The sequence below is a fragment of the Arthrobacter sp. 49Tsu3.1M3 genome (genome assembly GCF_900168135.1).
In the GTDB taxonomy this organism is placed as follows: Bacteria; Actinomycetota; Actinomycetes; order Actinomycetales; family Micrococcaceae; genus Arthrobacter.
The window spans coordinates 77,598-97,449 of sequence record NZ_FUZD01000006.1; the positions used below are offsets into that span (position 1 = coordinate 77,598).

Annotated in this window: 17 protein-coding genes and 1 pseudogene; 11 read left to right on the forward strand and 7 right to left on the reverse strand. The window is 69.5% G+C overall.

Translation table 11 applies throughout. The features are described from left to right. Positions 1 to 22 precede the first annotated feature (22 nt). Positions 23 to 241, forward strand: coding sequence for a three-helix bundle dimerization domain-containing protein (locus B5X90_RS21835; protein ID WP_079552243.1), 219 nt, complete (start codon positions 23 to 25; stop codon positions 239 to 241). 252 nt (positions 242 to 493) lie between these two features. Beyond that, entirely contained in the window at positions 494 to 820 is a 327-nt protein-coding gene (locus B5X90_RS09320; RefSeq protein ID WP_256860160.1) for a PEP/pyruvate-binding domain-containing protein, read from the forward strand. On the opposite strand, the pseudogene B5X90_RS09325 reads toward B5X90_RS09320, so the two are convergent. Continuing rightward, a pseudogene (locus B5X90_RS09325) lies at positions 803 to 2,671 on the reverse strand (heavy metal translocating P-type ATPase); the annotation flags it as partial. The gene B5X90_RS09320 and the pseudogene B5X90_RS09325 overlap by 18 nt on opposite strands. A gap of 213 nt (positions 2,672 to 2,884) precedes the next feature. On the opposite strand from B5X90_RS09325, the gene B5X90_RS09330 reads away from it, so the two are divergent. After that, entirely contained in the window at positions 2,885 to 3,712 is an 828-nt protein-coding gene (locus B5X90_RS09330) for an NAD-dependent epimerase/dehydratase family protein (protein WP_079552245.1), read from the forward strand. Between the two features lie 66 nt (positions 3,713 to 3,778). After that, the gene (locus B5X90_RS09340; protein ID WP_256860144.1) at positions 3,779 to 4,441 is read left to right on the forward strand and encodes a glycosyl hydrolase family 65 protein; all 663 of its coding nucleotides are present in this window, start codon (positions 3,779 to 3,781) and stop codon (positions 4,439 to 4,441) included. A 56-nt stretch (positions 4,442 to 4,497) separates the two neighbouring features. On the opposite strand, the gene B5X90_RS09345 is transcribed toward B5X90_RS09340, so the two are convergent. Continuing rightward, positions 4,498 to 5,505 carry a zinc-dependent alcohol dehydrogenase family protein gene (locus B5X90_RS09345; protein ID WP_079552250.1) on the reverse strand — a complete coding sequence of 336 codons (1,008 nt, stop codon included), beginning with the start codon at positions 5,503 to 5,505 and terminating at the stop codon, positions 4,498 to 4,500. A gap of 55 nt (positions 5,506 to 5,560) precedes the next feature. Next, positions 5,561 to 6,472, reverse strand: coding sequence for a universal stress protein (locus B5X90_RS09350; RefSeq protein WP_079552252.1), 912 nt, complete (start codon positions 6,470 to 6,472; stop codon positions 5,561 to 5,563). Positions 6,473 to 6,658: 186 nt separating this feature from the next. On the opposite strand from B5X90_RS09350, the gene B5X90_RS09355 reads away from it, so the two are divergent. Beyond that, positions 6,659 to 7,648, forward strand: coding sequence for a spermidine synthase (locus B5X90_RS09355; protein WP_079552254.1), 990 nt, complete (start codon positions 6,659 to 6,661; stop codon positions 7,646 to 7,648). Positions 7,649 to 7,676: 28 nt separating this feature from the next. On the opposite strand, the gene B5X90_RS09360 is transcribed toward B5X90_RS09355, so the two are convergent. Continuing rightward, a complete protein-coding gene (locus tag B5X90_RS09360) occupies positions 7,677 to 8,594 on the reverse strand; it encodes a LysR family transcriptional regulator (protein ID WP_079552256.1) in 918 nt (305 codons plus the stop codon). A 131-nt stretch (positions 8,595 to 8,725) separates the two neighbouring features. Here B5X90_RS09360 and B5X90_RS09365 point away from each other — a divergent pair, with 131 nt between their 5' ends. Then, on the forward strand, positions 8,726 to 10,108 hold the full coding sequence (locus B5X90_RS09365; RefSeq protein WP_079552258.1) for an MFS transporter: 1,383 nt from the start codon (positions 8,726 to 8,728) through the stop codon (positions 10,106 to 10,108). A gap of 78 nt (positions 10,109 to 10,186) precedes the next feature. After that, positions 10,187 to 10,936, forward strand: coding sequence for a 3-hydroxybutyrate dehydrogenase (locus tag B5X90_RS09370; RefSeq protein WP_079552260.1), 750 nt, complete (start codon positions 10,187 to 10,189; stop codon positions 10,934 to 10,936). Between the two features lie 77 nt (positions 10,937 to 11,013). Here the strand turns inward: B5X90_RS09370 and B5X90_RS09375 are convergent, their stop codons facing one another. Together B5X90_RS09375 and B5X90_RS09380 are read right to left on the reverse strand one after the other, a co-directional pair. After that, positions 11,014 to 11,667 carry a LysE family translocator gene (locus B5X90_RS09375; protein ID WP_079552262.1) on the reverse strand — a complete coding sequence of 218 codons (654 nt, stop codon included), beginning with the start codon at positions 11,665 to 11,667 and terminating at the stop codon, positions 11,014 to 11,016. A gap of 62 nt (positions 11,668 to 11,729) precedes the next feature. After that, positions 11,730 to 13,226: an amino acid permease gene (locus B5X90_RS09380; RefSeq protein ID WP_079552264.1), complete on the reverse strand. Its 1,497-nt coding sequence runs from the start codon at positions 13,224 to 13,226 to the stop codon at positions 11,730 to 11,732. 282 nt (positions 13,227 to 13,508) lie between these two features. Between B5X90_RS09380 and B5X90_RS09385 the strand changes: the two genes are divergently transcribed. After that, a complete protein-coding gene (locus B5X90_RS09385) occupies positions 13,509 to 14,480 on the forward strand; it encodes an NAD(P)-dependent alcohol dehydrogenase (protein ID WP_079552266.1) in 972 nt (323 codons plus the stop codon). 25 nt (positions 14,481 to 14,505) lie between these two features. Here B5X90_RS09385 and B5X90_RS09390 read toward each other — a convergent pair whose 3' ends face one another. Then, entirely contained in the window at positions 14,506 to 14,946 is a 441-nt protein-coding gene (locus B5X90_RS09390) for a protein-tyrosine phosphatase family protein (protein ID WP_079552268.1), read from the reverse strand. 186 nt (positions 14,947 to 15,132) lie between these two features. Between B5X90_RS09390 and B5X90_RS09395 the strand changes: the two genes are divergently transcribed. From B5X90_RS09395 to hutH, 3 genes are all read left to right on the forward strand, one after another. Further along, positions 15,133 to 16,008 carry an IclR family transcriptional regulator gene (locus B5X90_RS09395; RefSeq protein WP_256860145.1) on the forward strand — a complete coding sequence of 292 codons (876 nt, stop codon included), beginning with the start codon at positions 15,133 to 15,135 and terminating at the stop codon, positions 16,006 to 16,008. A gap of 254 nt (positions 16,009 to 16,262) precedes the next feature. After that, positions 16,263 to 18,017 (forward strand): urocanate hydratase, encoded by a 1,755-nt coding sequence (gene hutU / locus B5X90_RS09400; RefSeq protein WP_079552270.1) that lies wholly within the window; start codon positions 16,263 to 16,265, stop codon positions 18,015 to 18,017. 119 nt (positions 18,018 to 18,136) lie between these two features. After that, positions 18,137 to 19,729, forward strand: a complete 1,593-nt coding sequence (gene hutH, locus B5X90_RS09405; RefSeq protein ID WP_079552272.1) for a histidine ammonia-lyase — start codon at positions 18,137 to 18,139, stop codon at positions 19,727 to 19,729. Positions 19,730 to 19,852 lie beyond the last annotated feature (123 nt).

Below are 19,852 nucleotides of genomic sequence, written 5' to 3' on the forward strand. Positions count from 1 at the left end.
CGGGTCGCTCCACACTGAAGAAGTGACGGACGATGCGAAAGAACCCAGCATTGATCAGGTTGTCGAGCGTCTGGCTGCCAGGTTTCCGCACGTACCGCGCAGGCACATCGCCGGGATTGTCGGCGAGGAATTCGATGCCCTGAACGCAGGCCGGATCAGGACCTACATACCCACACTGGTTGAGCGCGGCGCCCGCGTGCGGCTTAAGAGCGAGTTCGGGATCAGCGCCGCCGAAGACTGACGCACGCGACGCCGCCCGCACCCTCGAGTTCGCCGGATGCGCGCGACATCGCCGTATAGTTCCGGCGATCCCGCAGCCTTCCGGCGATTTCGACGGCGGCGGCCCGGGGTAGCCGGCACGGTAGCCGGCGGCGGCCGCGGGTCCAAAGCCCCTGACCCCGGGACGCCGGCCCCGCGCAGTATGGGTCCACCGAGAATGCGCAGGAGTGCTGACATGGCTGAATCGCCCGTGATGTGGTTTGACGAGATCGGCATGGCTGACGTCCCGCGGGTCGGCGGGAAGAACGCCTCGCTCGGCGAGCTCATCCGGACCCTCCAAAGCGAGGGGATACGGGTCCCTGACGGGTTCGCCACCACGGCCGCCGCGTACCGCTCGTTCGTCGCGGCCAACGGGATCGACGCCGCCATGAGATCGCGCATTGCCGACTTCCGGTCCGGGGACGCCACGCTGCGGGCCACCGGCGAGGCCATCCGGGACCTGTTCCTGTCCAGCGAATTCCCCGGCGACATCGCCGAATCCATCCGCGCCCACTACCGGACACTGGGGGACCGGGCCGGCCTGGCGGCCGGGTCCGAGTGAACGCAGGGCATTGAGGATGGTGGCGAGGTCCACCAGTTCCTGGGACAGCGCGCCGGCAATGGCCGGCACGTAGCCCGCGGCCGCGGCCAGCATGAGGGCCACGCTCAGGCCGATGCCGATCCAGATGCTCTGCAGTGCCACCTGCACGGTGCGTTGGCCGATCCGGACGGCGGTCCCCACCTTGGAGAGGTCATCGAGGATGATCACGACGTCGGCAGACTCGCCGGCCGCCGTCGAGCCGCGGGCGCCCATGGCGATTCCGACGTCGGCGACCGCCAGGACGGGGGCATCGTTGACGCCGTCGCCGACCATCATGACCGGACGGTCCGGCAGCGACCTGATGGCCTCGACCTTGTCCCGCGGCAGGCACTCGGCGCGGACGTCGGTGAGCCCTGCCTCGTCCGCGATGTGCCGGGCCGTGGCGAGCGCATCACCGGTCAGCATGACCGTTCGGCGTACGCCCAGGGCATTGAGGTCGGCGAGGGTGCGGCGGGTCTCTTTGCGGATGGGATCGCTCATCACCAGGGCGCCCACGAATTTTCCGCCGGCACCGACGTAGACGGCGAGCTCGCCGCTGGCCAGCCCAGCCTCCACCACGCCGGACGCCCACTCTGCGACGAACGCGGGCTTGCCCACCACCACGTCCTGGCCGTCGAACCTGGCGCGGACCCCGTGAGTGGCGAATTCGGTGGCCTCGGTGGCGGCCGCGAAGGGCAGGGCCCGGTTCCTTGCGGCCTCCATCACCGAGGCGGCCAGGACATGCGAGGAATACTGTTCCGCGGACGCCGCCAACTGCAGGACCTCGTCCTCTGCGAGGGGCCCGGCGGTCCGGATACGCAGCAGGGACGGGCGGCCGTACGTGAGGGTTCCGGTCTTGTCGAAGGCGGCCGTCTTGATCCGGCTCAGCTGTTCCAGCACCCCGGCGTACTTAACGATGACGCCGGAGTGCGCGGCGCGGCTCATGCCGCCGAGGAACGCCACCGGCGCTGCGATCAGCAGGGGGCACGGCGTGGCCACCACGAGGACTTCGGCGAAGCGTTCCGGGCTGCCGCTGATGATCCAGCCCACGGCGCCGAGCACGTACGCGAGGGCCGTGAACGGCACGGCATAGCGGTCAGCGAGCCGGACCATGGGCGCCTTGCTGTCCGCCGCCTCCTGCACGAGGGCGACGATCCGGCTGTACTGCGAATCCTCCATGCGCGCCGTGACCCGCATCCGGACCGCGGCCTCACCGTTCAGCGAACCGCTCATGAGGCCGTCCCCGGCGGACCGCTCCACCGGCAGGCTCTCCCCGGTGAGCGAGGACTCATCGAAGGAGCCGGACTCGGAGAGCAGGACGCCGTCCAGCGGGACCACCTCGCCGGGCCTGACCAGCAGGATGTCCCCGACCTCGACGTCGGCGGCCGCCACGTCCTCGTGCTGGCTCTCCGTTGGGGTTCCGGCTGTGTGGTTTCCGGCTGTGCGGGTTCCGGCGGCGGAGCCGTTGCGCTCCCGGTGGGCCGTCTGCGGGACGCGTTCGAGCAATGCGGTGAGTTCGCCCTTGGCCCGGCCGGCGGCGTAGTCCTCCAGGGCAGTACCGCCTGCGAGCATGAGTACGACGATCATCGAGGCGATGTATTCGCCCACCAGCACGGTGCTGACGATTGCGGTGACGGCCAGGATGTCGATGCCGAACTGCCCGCCTGCGAGGCGGCGCGCCATCCCGACGGCGAGGTAGGCCGCCACGGCCAGGGCATAGACGCTCGCAACGGCCCGGGCTATGCTTTCCTGCCCGGAGAACAGCAAGACCAGCACCGCCAGCAGCACGACGAGGGTCCCGGCCACCAGCGGATACCGGAGCACGAATTTCACGGATGTTCCGCCTTAGCTTCGTATCAGTTTTGGCGTCTCCCTGAATCCTACTGCGCGGCCGCGACCGGCTTGCCGGGACGGCCTCCCGGCCAGTCCCCGGACCCCCGCATGAGAGGCTGGGAGAGCATCCGTCCCGATCAAGCGGGCCGGCGCGCAGGGACCCAATACATGCAATGGGCGCGGCGCAGCACAAGCGATGCCAGGAGGAATGACGTGCGAAGCAGTGCAGAGACCGTCGAGACCCGGACCGCCCTGGTGGTGGGGGCAAGCGGAATTGCCGGATCCGCCCTGGTGGACAGGCTCACCGAGGAGGGCTGGGACGTGGTGGGGCTCTCCCGCAAGCCCCTCCGCCGCCGTGGCGTGCGCCATGTGAGCGCGGACCTGACCTCCGTGGAGAACCTGCGCCAGGCCCTGGCAGGTGTTTCACCCACCCATGTGTTCTACACCGCCTGGTCCAGGCGGAAGACCGAACAAGAGAACATCGACACAAACGCGGGGATGCTGCGGAACGTCCTCGCCAGCCTCAACGGCAAGCCCGTGAAGCACGTCGCACTCATGACCGGGCTGAAGCACTATCTGGGCCCGTTTGAGGCGTATGCGGCAGGGGAAATGCCGGACACCCCCTTTCGGGAGAGCGAGCCGAGGCTGCCGACGCCGAACTTCTACTACGCCCAGGAAGATGAGTTGTGGGCTGCGGCCGCGAAGCAGGGCTTTGGCTGGTCCGTGCACCGGGCGCATACGGTGATCGGACATGCGGTCGGGAACGCGATGAACATGGGGCTCACCCTCGCCGTTCAGGCATCCATCTGTAAGGAACTGGGGTCGGCCATCGCCGCCCGCCATGGGCTGGCCGAACCCGACCTCGCGCAGGTCGCCTCCTGGTGGCACACGGACGGCGACCTGGGCCGGAACCTCGAGGTGGTCACGGACATGAGCAAGAGCCGGCTTGCCGGCTTCACCGGGTACCGCAGCACGGAAACCGCCTTCCTCCAGCTGTTCGACCGGTACCGCGCGGACGGCTTGATTCCGGCGTCCTCCTAGGCCGCGACAAGGCTGCGCGGGCCTTTCAGCACTGGACCGGCCGTGACCGGGGGGCCACCGTGAACCATGCGGCCCATGATTGGCGGCGGCCGGCGCCGGCTGATAGTGATCGCGGCCGTCGTGGCCGCGCTCGGGCTGCTCGCCGCCGGCGTCGCGGTCCTGCTGTTGCCGGGGACGCCGACGGCGTTCCCGCCCGCATCCACGCCTGTCACCGCGCTCCTGGGGTTCCTGCGCCGGCTGGGCTACGACGTCGAGCCGGCGCAGATCGCGGCCACCGTGGACTTTTACCTGGCCCGGACCGCGCACGGCTCCACCCTTAGCCGGGTCACCCATGCCTCGGTGCTGGCGCAGCACAACCCGGAGCGGGCGTGGGCGACCTTCCGGGAAGCCCTGGACACGGACCTGGACGATACGCAGGGCGGCACCACGCGCGCGGGCATCCACCTGGGCGCCATGGCAGGCTCGATCGATGTGGTCCAGCGCAGCTTCGCCGGGCTGCGGATCACCCGGGACGCCTTGGACTTCACCCCGAGGCTGCCGGCCGAGCTGTCCCGGGTGGAGTTCCAGGTCCGCTACCGTGACCAGTTGCTGGCCGTGCACCTCGGACCGGACCGCCTGCGGGTGTCCGCCGCCCCCGGGGACGCGGCTCCGGTGCTGGTGCGGGTGGGCGGCGAGAAGGTGCTGCTCCGGCGGGCCAGGAGCACGAATTCCGCCGGGACGCCGGGCTGACGCGCCGAAGCGTGTCCCCGGCGTCGGTGCGGCAACTTGCCTGCGATGGCTCCGGGCTACGTCGCGTCCATGTGCAGCACGGCCGCTCCGGTGATCCGGTCCTCCGCCAGGTCCCGCAGGGCGCGGTCCGCGACCGCGAACGGGTATGCCACAGTGGTCGGGCGGAGTGGGATCTCGGCGGCGATCCGGAAGAACTCCTCGCCGTCGGCCCTGGTGTTGGCCGTGACACTGCGCAACTGGCGCTCTTCGAAGAGTTCTTCGGCGTAGTGCAGCGGCGGAATATCGCTCAGGTGGATGCCCGCGACGGCGAGCGTTCCGCCGCGGTCCAGGGCCCGGAGCGCAACCGGCACCAGCCCGCCCGCGGGGGCGAAGAGGATCGCGGCATCCAGGGGATCGGGCGGTTCCTCCTCGGCCCCGCCCACGAACGTCGCGCCCAGGTCCAGGGCCAGCGCGCGCGCCTGCGCGGACCGGGTCATGACGTACACGCGGGCACCCCGGTAGAGGGCGATTTGGGCCGCCAGATGCGCGGAGCCGCCGAACCCATAAATGCCCAGCCGTCCGCCGATCGGCAGTTCGGCCCGGGTCAGGGCCCGGTAGCCAATGATGCCTGCGCACAGGAGCGGCGCAGCCTCCTCATCGCTGAACGTCTCCGGGATCCGGTAGGCGAAGTTCTCCGCGACGGTGATGAGCTCGGCGTACCCGCCGTCGCGGTCCCAGCCGGTAAACGTGGGGGACAGACAGAGGTTTTCCTGGCCGCGCACGCAGAACCGGCAGGCGCCGCAGGTGCCGCCCAGCCAGGCCACGCCCACCCGTTCGCCGAGGCCGAACCTGGCGGCCCCCGGCCCCTGCCCGATCACCTCACCCACCACTTCGTGGCCGGGGATGATCCCGGGGTGCCGCGGAGTGAGATCGCCCTCGGCCAGGTGCAAGTCCGTGCGGCACACACCGCAGACCCGCACTTTCAGCAGGACTTCGCCGCGTCCCGGCACAGGATCCGGGCGGTCGGCGGCCACGAGGGGCCCGCTGGACATGGGCCCCGGAAGTCCAACTTGCCATGCTCGCACCGCGGCCTCCTTCTTTGCAGCGTCTGCAGGTCCGAATCGGTTGCGCCCGCGGCGGCTAGCGGGTGACCAGCACGTTGCAGCGCGCCTTGTGCAGCACGGCGGAGACCGTGTTGCCGGCCCCGGCCGCAGGGTTGTGGGTCCCGAGCACCAGGACGTCGGCGTCGTCCGCGGCGTCGAGGAGCTCCCGGGCCCCATGGCCCTCACGCAGGGCGCCGGTAACCTCCAGCCCGGGCGCCATCCCGCGGGCCTCGTCGATGGCGCGGTCGACCAGCTCTTGGCCGTGGAGCAGGGCATGGCGGCCGTGCTCTTCCCTAGCCCCGCCGCGCATCGGATCGACGTGGACGAGGTGCAGCGGGGCGCCGAGGACTTTGGCCAGCCGGATGGCCTCGGCCACGGTGGCGGGGCTGCGGGGCGAGGCATCGACTCCCACGACGACGGGGTGGGCCCGGCGGCGCGGGCGTCGGATTATCATCACCGGGCAGGGCGCCGAGCCGGCCAGATCGATGCAGACAGAGCCGGCCACCTGGCCCAGGACGGCGCCGAGGCCCCGGCTGCCCACTACCAGCAGCCGTGCGTCCCGGGCGGCGTCGCGCAGCACGGGCGCCGGGAGCCCGGCCTCCATGACGCCGTCGACGTCGGGGCCCGGGCGTTCCGGGTCCGGGCCGGTAACAGTGCGCTCGGTCCCCGGCGGCGCGTCGCCGGCAGCTTCGCGGGCGGCGGCGCGTGCCAGCTCGATGCCCTCGGCGAGGACGGCTTCCGCGGAGTGCCGCAGCCCGCTCCCGGCCACCCCTTTGACGGGGCCCAGGTTCTTGGTGAAGACCGGCCACACCCAGGCATGGATCACCAGGAGGTCCAGCCCGGCCGCGGCCGCGTATTCGGCCGCCCAGCGAACGGCGAGTTGGGCGGCCCCGGACCCGCCGTAGCCGACCGCCACGGTGCCGCCCTGCTGCCCTGTGGGTGCCGACATTTTTCCTCCCGGCTCGTCGGACGCACCCCTTCGCCCGGCACTATGTGCAGCCCCAGTAGAACCCTGCGGCCCGGGAATGGGTAGGGGCTTTGGTCCCGCGGGCTGGCCGCGGCCCGCCCGTCCGGGGCAGGGGGCGGGGCCGCCGGTGAACTAGGGTTGAAGCATGCACAATGCGGGGGATAGCTGATGGCCAAGCGGGGCAAAGGGCGGGGCGCCCAAACCGCCGGGCCGGGAGTGGTGGAAGTGCCTAACGGTTCCCGCCCTGCCGGTCCTCTGGCCGGGGTGTACTACATCGATACCGGGGACTGCGAGCTGATCCCGGACCAGGACAATTCCACCGGCTGGCTCCTGCGCATCAACGGCGTCATGAGCTCGCACATTGACCTCGCGGACCCGTTGTTCCTCGACTTCGAGTACATGCGCTGGATGGCAGCCCTGGTGGAGTCGCGCTGGCCGCGGGAGCCCCGGCCCAAGCTGCGCGCCCTGCACCTTGGCGGGGGTGCATGCTCACTGGCGCGCTATTTCCACGCCGCCTATCCGGACGCCCGCCAGGTGGTGGTGGAGCTGGACGGCAAGCTCGCCGACTATGTCCGGGGCTGGTTCGACCTGCCCAAGGCGCCGCTGCTGCGCCTGCGCGTGGGAGAGGCCCGCGAGGTCACCGAGAGCCTGACCCCGCAGACCCGGGACCTGATCATCCGCGACGTCTTCGCCGGCTCGCTGACCCCGCGGCCGCTGACCACCAAGGATTTCGTCGAGCACGCCAAGCGCGTCCTGGCCCCCGGCGGGATATATGTGGTCAACTCCGGCGACGCCCCGGACCTCAAGAATGCCCGCGAGGACGCCGCCACCATCGCCGACGCCTTTGCCTACACCGTGATCATCGCGGATCCGGCCATGCTGAAGGGCCGGCGCTACGGCAACATGGTCATGGCCGGCAGCGATGTCCCGTTCGACGACGACCCCGGCCTCGCGCGGCGCCTGCTCGGCGGTGCGGTGCCTGCCCACATCTGGAACGACGAAAAGGTGCGGGCGTTCGCGGCCGGCGCCGCCGTCCGGCGCGACCCGAAGAGGCCCGTCCTCGCTGAGCCGCCCGTTCTCGCTGAGCCGCCCGTCCTCGCTGAGCCGCCCGCCGAACCCCCGGCTGGGCCCCGTGCAGGGACGCCGACTGCTCCGTAGCTGCCCTTTTGCGACTCCATAACGGCGGCTATGGAGCAATCGATGGGGTTGCTCCCCGGCCCAGCAGGGCATCGCGGTGCGCCGCGGTCTGCTCCCGCAGCGCCTGCACGAGCGCGGCCACTGCCGGCCGGCGCATCGAATCGGGCCGGAGCACCATCCAATAGGGCAGCAGCTCCGCGAATTCGTCCGGCAGGAGCCGGACCAAGTCCGGATGCAGGTCGGCCGCGAAACAGGGCAGGAACCCAATCCCGGCGCCGGCCCGGGTGGCCTCCACGTGGACGAAGACGTTGGTGGAGCTCAGCCCGTCCCGCATGGTGGGCACCAGCCGCCGCGGGGCGTCCAGATCGTCCACCTGCAGCATCGAGTCGACGAAGTAAACCAGCGAGTGGGCCGTCAGTTCCTCCACGGTGGCCGGGGTGCCGTACTCGGCGAGGTAGCCGCGGGAGGCATACATTCCCAGCATGTACTCGCCGAGCCGCGCGGCCTCTGCCCGGTGCACCTGCGGCTCGCCGACCACCACCTCGATGTCCAGGCCGGACCGCTGCTGGAGCGCTCGGCGCGTCACGGTGATGATCTCGACGCTGAGGCCGGGATGGTCGCGGCGGAGCCGGGCCACGGCCGGGGCAGCGATGTAGGCGCTGAATCCATCCGTCGCGGTCATCCGTACGACGCCGGTGATGGGGTCCGGGGTGTGCCCGGGCTGCTCCAGGGTGCGCACGGCGCTCTCGACCTGCTCGGCCACCCGAACGGCCTCGGCACCGAGCTCGGTGAGCTCCCAGCCACCGGCGGCGCGGGAGAGCACGCGGCCGCCCAGCGCCTTCTCCAGCGCCGCGATCCGGCGGGAAACGGTGGTGTGGTTCAGTCCGAGCGTCTGTGCCGCCGTCGTAAATTTCGCCGAGCGGGAGACCGCGAGCAGGACCAACAGGTCATCGGGATTGGCGTTCATATCTGCAATTCTGCACATAGCAGGTGCTGGTTTGGGCATTGAACCGCCGTGAATGTGCGGCAATACTCAATGAAGCCATTTCAGTGCTGTGCGTCACAGCGCGTGTCACCGTGGACACTAAGGAGAACCAGATGAGCGTACACGAACGCTCTGCAACGACCGCCGCAGCACCCGCATCCAAGGGTTCCGGGCTCAAGAAAATCGTCGCCGCATCGATGGTGGGAACCGTCGTCGAGTGGTACGAATTCTTCCTCTACGCCACCGCCGCCACCCTGGTGTTCGGCAAGTACTTCTTCCCCGCCACGGGCAACGAACTGGACGGCATCATCCAGGCGTTCCTGACCTACGCCGTCGGTTTCGTGGCCCGTCCCCTGGGCGGCATTGTCTTCGGCCAGATCGGCGACAAGCTCGGCCGCAAGCCCACCCTGCAGCTCACCATCATCATCATCGGTGTCTCCACCTTCCTGATGGGCTGCCTCCCGGGCTTCGCCACCCTCGGCTACCTGGCGCCGGCGCTGCTGGTCCTCCTGCGCTTCATCCAGGGCTTCGCCCTCGGCGGCGAATGGGGCGGCGCAGTCCTGCTCGTCGCCGAGCACAGCCCCAACAAGTCCCGTGGCTTCTGGTCCAGCTGGCCCCAGGCCGCCGTTCCCGTGGGCAACCTGCTGGCTACGCTGGTCCTGTTCATCATGTCCAACGTGCTCAGCTCCGCCGACTTCCTCAGCTGGGGCTGGCGGGTGGCGTTCTGGCTTTCCGCCGTGATCGTGTTCGTCGGCTACTACATCCGCACCCACGTCTCCGAATCGCCCATCTTCCTCGAGGCCAAGGCCCAGCTGGAAGAGAATCAGTCCGCCAGCTACGGCGTCCGCGAAGTCATCCGCGAATACCCCAAGGGCATCCTGCAGGCCATGGGGCTCCGGTTCGCGGAAAACATCATGTACTACCTTGTGGTCAGCTTCGCGATCGTCTACCTGAAGTCCGTGCACAAGTACGACACCTCCTCGCTGCTGCTGGCACTGCTGATCGCCCACGTCGTCCACTTCCTGGTCATCCCGCAGGTCGGGCGCCTCGTGGACAGCTGGGGCCGGAAGCCGGTCTACCTCGTCGGTGCCGTCACCGGTGCCACCTGGCCGTTCTTCGCCTTCCCGATGTTCGACACCCGCAACCCGGTGATCATCGTCCTGGCCGTCACGATCGGCCTGTGCCTGCACGCCTTCATGTATGCCGGCCAGCCGGCCCTCATGTCGGAGCTGTTCCCGACCCGGATGCGCTACGCCGGGGTCTCCCTTGGCTCGCAGGTCACCTCGATCTTCGCCGGTTCGCTGGCGCCGCTCCTGGCCACCCAGTGGCTCAAGGACACCGGCTCCTGGCTGCCCACCGCGATCTACCTGCTGGTCGCCTGCGCCATCACCACCGTCGCAGTGCTGAGCCTGAAGGAAACCAAGGGCATCGCGCTGGAGGACGTGGACCGGGCCGACGCCGAACGCGAAGGCCTGCCCGTAGCAGCCACCCGCTGAGCTGCTTGAGTTTTGGGCCGGCTCCAGCCACGCTGGAGCCGGCCGCCTCATCGAATTTTTGACACGGAAGGCTGAGTTATGGAAAACACGCTGAACGGACGCAAGGCCCTTATCACCGGCGGCGCCGGCGGGATCGGCGCGGCAAGCGTCCGGGCCCTCACGGCACGCGGGGCCAAAGTGGTGATCGCGGATATGGACGAGTCCGCCGCCGCCGCGCTCGCCGACGAGGTCGGCGGCACCGCGTGGGCCGTCAACCTGCTCGATGTCGAATCCCTCCAGACGCTCAGCCTGGACTGCGACATCCTGGTGAACAACGCCGGAATCCAGCGCATCAGCCCCATCGAGGAGTTCGATCCGGCCGACTTCCGCCGCATCATCACCCTCATGCTGGAGGCCCCGTTCCTGCTGATCCGGGCCGCGTTGCCGCACATGTACGCCAACAACTTCGGCCGCATCATCAACCTGTCCTCCGTGCACGGGCTCCGGGCCTCGCCGTTCAAGAGCGCCTATGTCTCGGCCAAGCACGGGCTTGAGGGCCTGAGCAAGGTGACGGCGCTCGAAGGCGGGGCGCACGGCGTGACCTCCAACTGCATCAACCCCGGCTACGTCCGCACGCCCCTGGTTGAATCGCAGATCGCGGACCAGGCCAAGGTGCACGGCATCCCGGAGTCCGAGGTGCTGGCCAAGATCATGCTGACCGAATCAGCGGTCAAGCGGCTCGTGGAACCCGAGGAAGTGGCGTCCCTGGTGGCGTGGCTGGCATCCGACGACGCCGGCATGGTCACCGGCGCCAGCTACACGATGGACGGCGGCTGGTCCGCGCGGTAGCCCGCACGGGTTGCCCGCCGGGGCGCGGGGCCGCCCGGCCGGGCTGCCTGGCCGGGTTGCCGGCGTCGGCTGTCCGGCTAGTCGCCCGGCTGGAACTCCGCGGAGTTGCCCACCAGTGCGAGCGTGCCGCCCAATCCGATCATCATCACGCCGCCGGTGGTGCTGAGAACGGCGATCCGCCGGGGGGAGCGGGCAAACCAGTGCCGGGCCGTCCCGGCCGCGAGGGACCACGTGCTGTCCGAGACCAGGGCAATGAGCAGGAAGACCGCACCCAAGGTGGCGAGCTGCACGGGAATCGCCCCGGCCGAGTAGTCCACGAACTGGGGAAGCACCGCCACGAAGAACACAATCGACTTGGGGTTGGTCGCGCCGACGATGAAGCCCTCCCGGAGCACGCGGGCGGTTGAGGCCGGGTTCGAGGACGACGCCGTCGCCGCGCCACCGCCGCGGTGCCGGATCGCCTGGATCCCGAGGTAGACCAGATAGGCGGCGCCGGCGAATTTCACCACGCTGAACAGCAGCAGGGACTGGGCCAGCACCACGCCGACGCCCAGGGCCACGGCGGCGATCTGCACCACCTCTCCGGCCGCGTTTCCCAGGACGCTCAACAGCCCGCCCCTGCGTCCCAGGGCCAACGTCCGTCCGATCACGAACAGCACGCTGGGCCCCGGGATGGCGATGAGCACGAGGGCGGCAAGGGCAAAGGCCAGGAGGTTGGTGGCGGGGACCATGCCTGATCCTAACCCCGTGAGCCCGCCCGGGAGCGTCCTGATCCCTTGAGGGCGAGGCCCCATCACCGCCCGGCGGGAACCTGCGGGAGTTGGGCGGTTTCGTCGACCAGGTCCGCCCGCGCCCGGCCGTGGCCGCGGACCCAGAGCCGGTAGGCAAGTACCAGGACGCAGAGCCAGGCGGCTCCCACATACAGCGCCACCCGGGTGTCCTCGAAGGCGCCCAGAATCACGATTACCAGGGCCATGAACGCGATGGTCAGTATGGAGGCCGCGGGCCACCACGGTGACGGGAACTCCGACGCCGGCAGGGACTTGCGGGCGATCTCGCGTTTCATGGCGACATGGGATGCCAGGATCATGGCCCAGACCCACACGGTCGCGAAGGTGGCGATCGAGGCGATCAGCAGGAAGACGTCTTCCGGGATCACGGCGTTCAGCACCACCCCCACCAGCAGAATGCCGGTCATCATCACCACGGTCATCCACGGCACCCCGTGACGGGAAACCTTGCCGAAGCTCGCCGGTGCGTGGCCCTGCCGGGCCAGGCCGAAAAGGATCCGGCCGGCGCCGAAGATGTCGCTGTTGACTGCAGAGAGCGCCGCCGTGATCACCACGGCGTTGAGGATGTGGGGTGCGGCGGGGATGCCCAGGCCGCTGAAGATCTGCACGAACGGGCTGCCGTTGCTGCCAATTTCGTCCCACGGAAACAGGCTCATCAGCACGCCGAGGGTCAGCACATAGAACAGCAGGACCCGGACGGGAACGGTGTTGACCGCCTTAGGGATGACTTTCTTCGGATCGGCGGCCTCGCCGGCGGTGATGCCGAGGGTCTCGATGCCGCCAAACGCGAACATCACGACGGCGAAGGAGGCGAGGAGGCCTTCGAACCCGTTGGGGAACAGGCCACCGTGGTCCACCAGGTTGCCGAGCCCGGGCGCCACGGTGGCGCCGCCGGCCTGGAAGCCGAAGACGATGATCGCCGCCCCGCCCGCGATCATGGCGATGATGGCCGACACCTTAATCAGGGAGAACCAGAATTCCAGCTCGCCGAACACCCTGACGCTGAGCAGGTTCAGGGCAGCCAGGAAGAAGATGATGGCCAGGATCCAGACCCAGCGCTCCACGTCGGGGAACCAGAATCCCATGTAGATGCTGAACGCCGTGACATCCGCGATGGCCACGATCGCCATCTCAAAGACATAGGTCCAGCCCGTCACGAACCCGGCCAGCGGGCCCAGGTAGCGGCTCGCATACTGGCCGAAGGACCCGGACACCGGATGCCGCACCGCCATTTCGCCGAGGGCGCGCATCACCATGAAGACCGCGGCGCCGCCGATCATGTAGGCCAGCAGGACGGCGGGGCCGGCCTTCTGGATGGCTGAGGCGGAGCCATAGAACAGCCCCGTGCCGATCGCCGAGCCCAGAGCCATGAAACGGATGTGGCGGACGTTGAGTCCCCGGCTGAGAACGGAGTCGACGGCTGCGCCGGCGGCGGTGACGGCATTGCCGGTGCCTGCTTCGGCGGGCGCCGGCTTCGTGGCGGTTTGGGCTTGTTGCATGCGAATACCTTCTCGTCATTGGGAGGGGGATCGCTATCCAGCAGACCATGTCCGGCCTTGCTGTGATGAGTTTCACGGGAACTTGGTGTCTTTGATTTCAGACTGTGCGGCGCACCGCGCACCGCACCGCACCGCGCGCGGCGCCGGCCGCCGCCGTCGTCGAACCCCAACCGGCGGGGGAGCGGCGAAAGAGCTTGACAACATGTCAGGATTTCTTCACATTCAAGGTGTCGCCGGCGCCTGCGGTTACGGAATGGCGAGCTGACCCAGAGGAGAAGCACCATGAAAGCGATCGTCCAGGATGTTTACGGTTCCGTTGAGGTACTGGAACTGCGCGACGTCGACGCCCCCGTGCCCGGCGACGACGACGTGCTGATCCGGGTCCGGGCGGCCGGCGTCGACCAGGGCGTCTGGCACCTCATGACGGGCCTTCCGTACCTGACCCGCGTGGTGGGCTACGGGCTCAGGAAACCGAAGACCCGCATCCGGGGCCGGGCCGTGGCCGGCCGGGTGGAGGCTGTCGGCCGGAATGTCGTCGGCTTCCGGACCGGGGATGAGGTGTACGGCACCTGTGAGGGATCCTTCGCCGAATACGCGTGCGCGAAGGAAGGCCGGCTCGCGCTGAAGCCGAAAAACCTCAGCTTCGAACAGGCCGCAGCCGTCCCGATCTCTGCCGTCACGGCCCTGCAGGCGCTCCGGAATGCCGGCAGGATCCAGGCCGGGCAGGAGGTCCTCGTCATCGGCGCGGCCGGCGGTGTCGGCGCGTACGCGGTGCAGCTCGCCAAGGCGTTCGGGGCGCAGGTGACGGGGGTGTGCAGCACCGCGAAAATCGATCTGGTCCGCTCGATCGGCGCGGACCACGTCATCGACTACACGCATGACGATTTCGCGGACGGATCCCGGCAGTTCGACCTCATTGTGGACACCGCCGGCAACCGCCCGCTCAGCGTCCTGCGGCGGGCGCTCAAGCCGAAGGGAACGCTCGCGATCGTCGGCGGGGAAGGCGGTGGGCGGCTGGCCGGAGGCTTTGGACGCTCGCTGGGCGCGGGACTGCTCTCCGTGTTTGTCCGCCAGCGGCTCACGGGCGTCATGGCCGCAGAACGGGCGGAGGACCTCCGGTTCCTGACCGGGCTCATCGAGGCGGGCGCGGTGACCCCCGTCGTCGGCAAATGCTACGCCCTGGCGGACGCGCCGGCGGCCATCCGTGACCTGCGCGCAGGCCACCTCCGCGGGAAGGCCGTCGTCACCATTTGAGCCGGAGGGGCCGGGCCGTCGCCGCCTACGGTGTCCCGGCCGGGAAGCGGGCGACGTACTGCCGCTGCCACGGGGTTTCCACTGTCCGGCGCCGGTACTGGCGGCGGACGTAGGACACGGCCTGGCCGGGCGGGACTCCGTCGAGGATCGCGATGCAGGCCAGCGCGGTGCCGGTCCTGCCGATCCCGCGCCAGCAGGCCACTTCAACCCGTTCGGACTCGGCCCGGCGCCAGGCCTCCCGGAATGCCTCCAGGGCGTCCGGCTGGTCGACAGGCAGCCGAAGGTCGGGCCAGGGCACCCATCGGGACTCCCAACCCACGGGCGGCGGCTGCTTGCCGAGCAAATACACGCCGAACTCGGGAAACGGCCCGGCCGGAAGGGGGTAGTGCAGGCCGCGGCCACGAACGAGCCGGCCGGACGGAAGAGCCATGATGCCGTCCGCGGAAGCTTCCCACGTGTGCTTCATGAACCGATCGTAGTCCGTCCTGCCGCCGGTTGTCCGCGAACCGGAAGGGGCAAAAGCCCTCCGCCGCCTTCCGGCACTTGTCCGGCATTCCAGACAGCCGTTCCCGTGGGAGGCTGTCGGTTGACCGTCGCCGGGCGCATGCTTAAGTACGGGATACCGGACACCGCCCGACCGTGAAGAGGATCAATGCCACCCACCAGCACCGCAGTGAGCCCCGCCGCCGCCACGTTGTCCGCAGCGCCTGACACGCCCGCGCCCAAGGCCGTCCACAGGACGGCCGGCACCAAGGCGGCGTCGAAGGTACCGGCCGCCGAGAACACGCTGCGCATCCTCAAGCTGCTGGCTTCGCGGCGCGGGCCGATGGCGGCGTCGAACATTGCCACCGCGCTGGGACTGCCGCGTTCCAGCGTCTACCACCTGCTCGGGGTGATGGAGGCGAACGGCTTCGTGCTGCACCTGCACGAGGAGCAGCGCTACGGCCTGGGCATCAGCGCCTTCGAACTCAGCTCGGCGTATTCCCGGCAGGAGCCGCTGTCCCGGCTGGGCCGGCCCATGCTCGCCTCGCTCGTGGACGTGATCGGCGAAAGCGCGCACCTGGCGGTGCTGCACGGCCGCGACGTGCTCTACATCGTGGAGGAACGGGCCAAGAACCGGCCGTCCCTGGTGACCGACGTCGGCGTCCGGCTGCCCAGCCATCTCACGGCCAGCGGACGGGCCATCCTCGCCGCGCTGCCGAAGTCGCAGGTGCGGGCGCTGTACCCGAACGCTGCCGCCTTCACGGCCCGGCACGAAACCGAATCGCCCATCATGAAGTACTCCGCGCTGTCCTCGCATCTGGACCAGGTCCGCCAGCGCGGCTACGCCACAGAGCACGGCGAGGTGACGCCCGGATTCGGTTCGATCGCCGCCGCCGTGACCGACCACGTGGGCTGGCCCACCGCCGCCGTCGCCGTGACGTTCCTGGAGGACAAGCTGCCCGCGGATCAGTGGCCGGTCCTGGCCGCCCGGATCCAGAAGGTCGCCAACGAGCTCTCGGTCCGGATCCACGGCCGCCCCGCCTGACCGGTTGCCCACCCCCACCCCCGGTTGCGCCATCACGCAGGGCTCCCCTTCTCCCCCTACTCAGCAGCCGGAAGTGATGGCGCAACGGGGAAGGGGAAGGGTCTGGAATACCGGACAGCACCCCTCCGGCGGCCCTGTTTCCGCGGCCGTGAAGGGGCTTTAGTTGATACAGAACCTCATTCCTCCGGATGCACCCGGACACCAGTCCGAACAGACATCATCCGGCCACATATCCAGCGACAAAGGAGACCCTCATGGCACCCGCCGATTTCACCACCGGTGCCCGCCCGGTCAAGGCAGCCCGCGGCACCGAGCTCACCGCCAAGAGCTGGCAGACGGAAGCCCCGCTGCGCATGCTCATGAACAACCTCGACCCCGAGGTCGCCGAGCGCCCCGATGACTTGGTGGTCTACGGCGGCACCGGCCGCGCCGTCCGGTCCTGGGCCGCGTTCGACGCCATCACCCGCACCCTGGAAACCATGGAAAAGGACGAGACCCTGCTGGTCCAGTCCGGCAAGCCGGTCGGTGTCTTCCGCACCAACGAATGGGCGCCGCGCGTGCTGCTGGCCAACTCCAACCTCGTCGGCGACTGGGCGAACTGGCCCGAGTTCCGCCGGCTCGAGGCCGAGGGCCTGATGATGTACGGCCAGATGACCGCCGGGTCCTGGATCTACATCGGCACGCAGGGCATCCTGCAGGGCACCTTCGAGACCTTCGCCGCGATCGCCCGCAAGCTCACCGGGGACGAGAACGGCACGCTCGCCGGCACCCTGACCCTCACCGGCGGCTGCGGCGGCATGGGCGGCGCCCAGCCGCTCGCCGTCACCCTGAACGACGGCGCCTGCCTGATTGTCGACGTCGACGAGACCCGCCTGCGCCGCCGGGCCGGGAAGCGCTACCTCGACGAGGTCGAAACGGATCTCGACACCGCGATCGCCAAGGTCCTGAAGGCCAAGGAAGAACGCCGCGGCTGGTCCGTGGGCTACGTCGGCAACGCCGCCGAGGTCTTCCCCGAGATCCTGCGCCGCCACAACGCCGGCGAACTCACCGTCGACATCGTCACGGACCAGACCTCCGCGCACGACCCCCTGAGCTACCTGCCCGAGGGCATCACGGTCGAGGAATGGCACAGCGAGGCCGCGGCCGATCCCGAAGGCTTCACCAAGAAGGCCCAGGCCTCGATGGCCAAGCACGTCCAGGCGATGGTCGAGTTCCAGGACGCCGGCGCCGAGGTCTTCGACTACGGCAACTCCATCCGCGACGAGGCCCGCAAGGGCGGCTACGACCGCGCCTTCGAATTCCCCGGCTTCGTCCCGGCCTACATCCGGCCGCTGTTCTGCGAGGGCCTCGGCCCGTTCCGCTGGGTGGCCCTGTCCGGCGACCCCGAGGACATCGCGGTCACGGACAAGGCCATCAAGGAGCTTTTCCCCGAGAACAAGCACCTGCACCGCTGGCTCGACGCCGCCGCCGAACGGGTCGAGTTCGAAGGCCTGCCGGCCCGCATCTGCTGGCTCGGCTACGGCGAACGCGCCAAGGCCGGCCTGCTGTTCAACCAGCTCGTCAAGGAGGGCAAGGTCAAGGCGCCCATCGTGATCGGCCGCGACCACCTCGACTCCGGCTCCGTCGCCTCCCCGTACCGCGAGACCGAGGCAATGGCCGACGGCTCCGACGCGATCGCCGACTGGCCGCTGCTCAACGCCCTGCTTAACACGGCCTCCGGCGCCACCTGGGTTTCCATCCACCACGGCGGCGGGGTCGGCATCGGCCGCTCCATCCACGCCGGCCAGGTCTCCGTCGCCGACGGCACCGACCTCGCCGCGGAAAAGCTCGCGCGCCTCCTGACCAACGATCCCGGCATGGGCGTCATCCGCCACGCCGACGCCGGGTACGACCGCGCCGTCGAGGTCGCCAAGGAACGCGGCGTCCGCATCCCCATGTTCCCCACGGACTCCGTGACCTCGCAAGCTCGGCCAGGGAACCCTGTCCGCGTGGCCCCAGAAACCCGCTAACCAAGCCCGTGAAAACCTCGTCGATTGCTCCGTAAACGCCGTTTTGAGCCTTGAAAAGGGCCGTTACGGAGCAATCGGCGGGGGACGGCGAACCAACACTTAGACCTAGGTAGATTTCTATGACACTCACCACCCACGAACCGCTCACCGTCACCCTTGGCTCCAGCGGTGTCACCCCTGAGGACGTCGTCGCCGTCGCCCGCCACGACGCCCACGTCACCATCGCCCAGGACGCCCTGGACGCCGTCGCCAAGGTCCGCGCCCACATCGACGACCTCGCCCACAGCGAGGTCCCGGCCTACGGGATCTCCACCGGCTTCGGGGCGCTGGCCAACCGGCACATCCCCAACGAGCTGCGCACCCAGCTGCAGAAATCCCTGATCCGCAGCCACGCCGCCGGCATGGGCCCGGCCGTGGAACGCGAAGTGGTCCGCGGCATCATGTTCCTGCGCGCCAAGACCCTGGCCTCCGGCCGCACCGGCGTCCGCCCGGTGGTGCTGCAGACCATGGTGGACGTGCTCAACGCCGGCATTACCCCGGTGGTCCGCGAATTCGGCTCCCTCGGCTGCTCGGGCGACCTCGCGCCGCTGTCCCACTGCGCCCTGGTCCTGATGGGCGAAGGCGAGGCGACCGGCCCCGACGGCACACTGTACGGGAGCAAGGATGCCCGCCCGGTCGCCGAGCTCCTCGCCGCGCACAGCATCGAACCCGTCACGCTGGCCGAAAAGGAGGGCCTGGCCCTCGTCAACGGCACCGAGGGCATGCTCGGCATGCTCCTGATGGCCATCGCGGACATCCGCCAGCTGCTCACGACGGCGGACATCACCGCCGCGCTCAGCGTCGAGGCGCTGCTCGGCACGGACCAGGTGTTCCTGCCGGAGCTGCACGCGGCGCTGCGCCCGCACCCGGGCCAGGCCGCCGCCGCGGACAACATGCTCCGTGTGCTGTCCAACTCCCCGATCGTGGCCTCGCACCGGATCAACGACACCAAGGTCCAGGACGCCTACTCGCTGCGCTGCGCACCCCAGGTGGCCGGCGCCGTCCGCGACACCGTGGACCACGCCGCCCTGGTCGCTTCCCGCGAACTGGCCGCCGCGATCGACAACCCGGTGGTCCTGCCCGACGGCCGGGTCAGCTCCAACGGCAACTTCCACGGCGCCCCGGTGGCCTACGTGCTGGACTTCCTGGCCATCGCCGTCGCGGACCTGAGCTCCATCGCCGAGCGCCGGACCGACCGGATGCTGGACCCGGCCCGCTCGCACGGGCTGCCCGCCTTCCTGGCCTCGGACCCCGGCGTCGACTCCGGTCTCATGATCGCCCAGTACACTCAGGCCGGCCTGGTCTCGGACAACAAGCGCCTGGCCGTCCCGGCGTCGGTGGACTCGATCCCGAGCTCGGCGATGCAGGAAGACCACGTCTCCATGGGCTGGCACGCGGCCCGCAAGCTGCGCCGCGCGGTGGAGAACCTGCGCCGGGTCCTGGCGATCGAACTGGTGACCTCGGCCCGGGCGCTGGACATCCGCACCCAGCTCTCCGGCGGCGAACTCACGCCGGGACCTGCGGGCGCGGCCGTGATCGCCGTGCTGCGCGACGTCGTCGACGGTCCGGGCACCGACAGGTTCCTGTCACCGGAGCTCGAAGCGGCGGATGCCCTCGTGGCCTCGGGCAAGGTCCGGGCGGCGGCCGAATCCGCCGTCGGAAATCTCGCCTGAGAAGAAACAAAATGCAGGGCAGCTGAACAATTCCCGGTGCCCCCGAAATCTTTGGCGACACGGACGGCGGGGGCCCGGGAACTGTAGTACAAATGGAGAGTCCACACCAACGAAGTTGTGGCA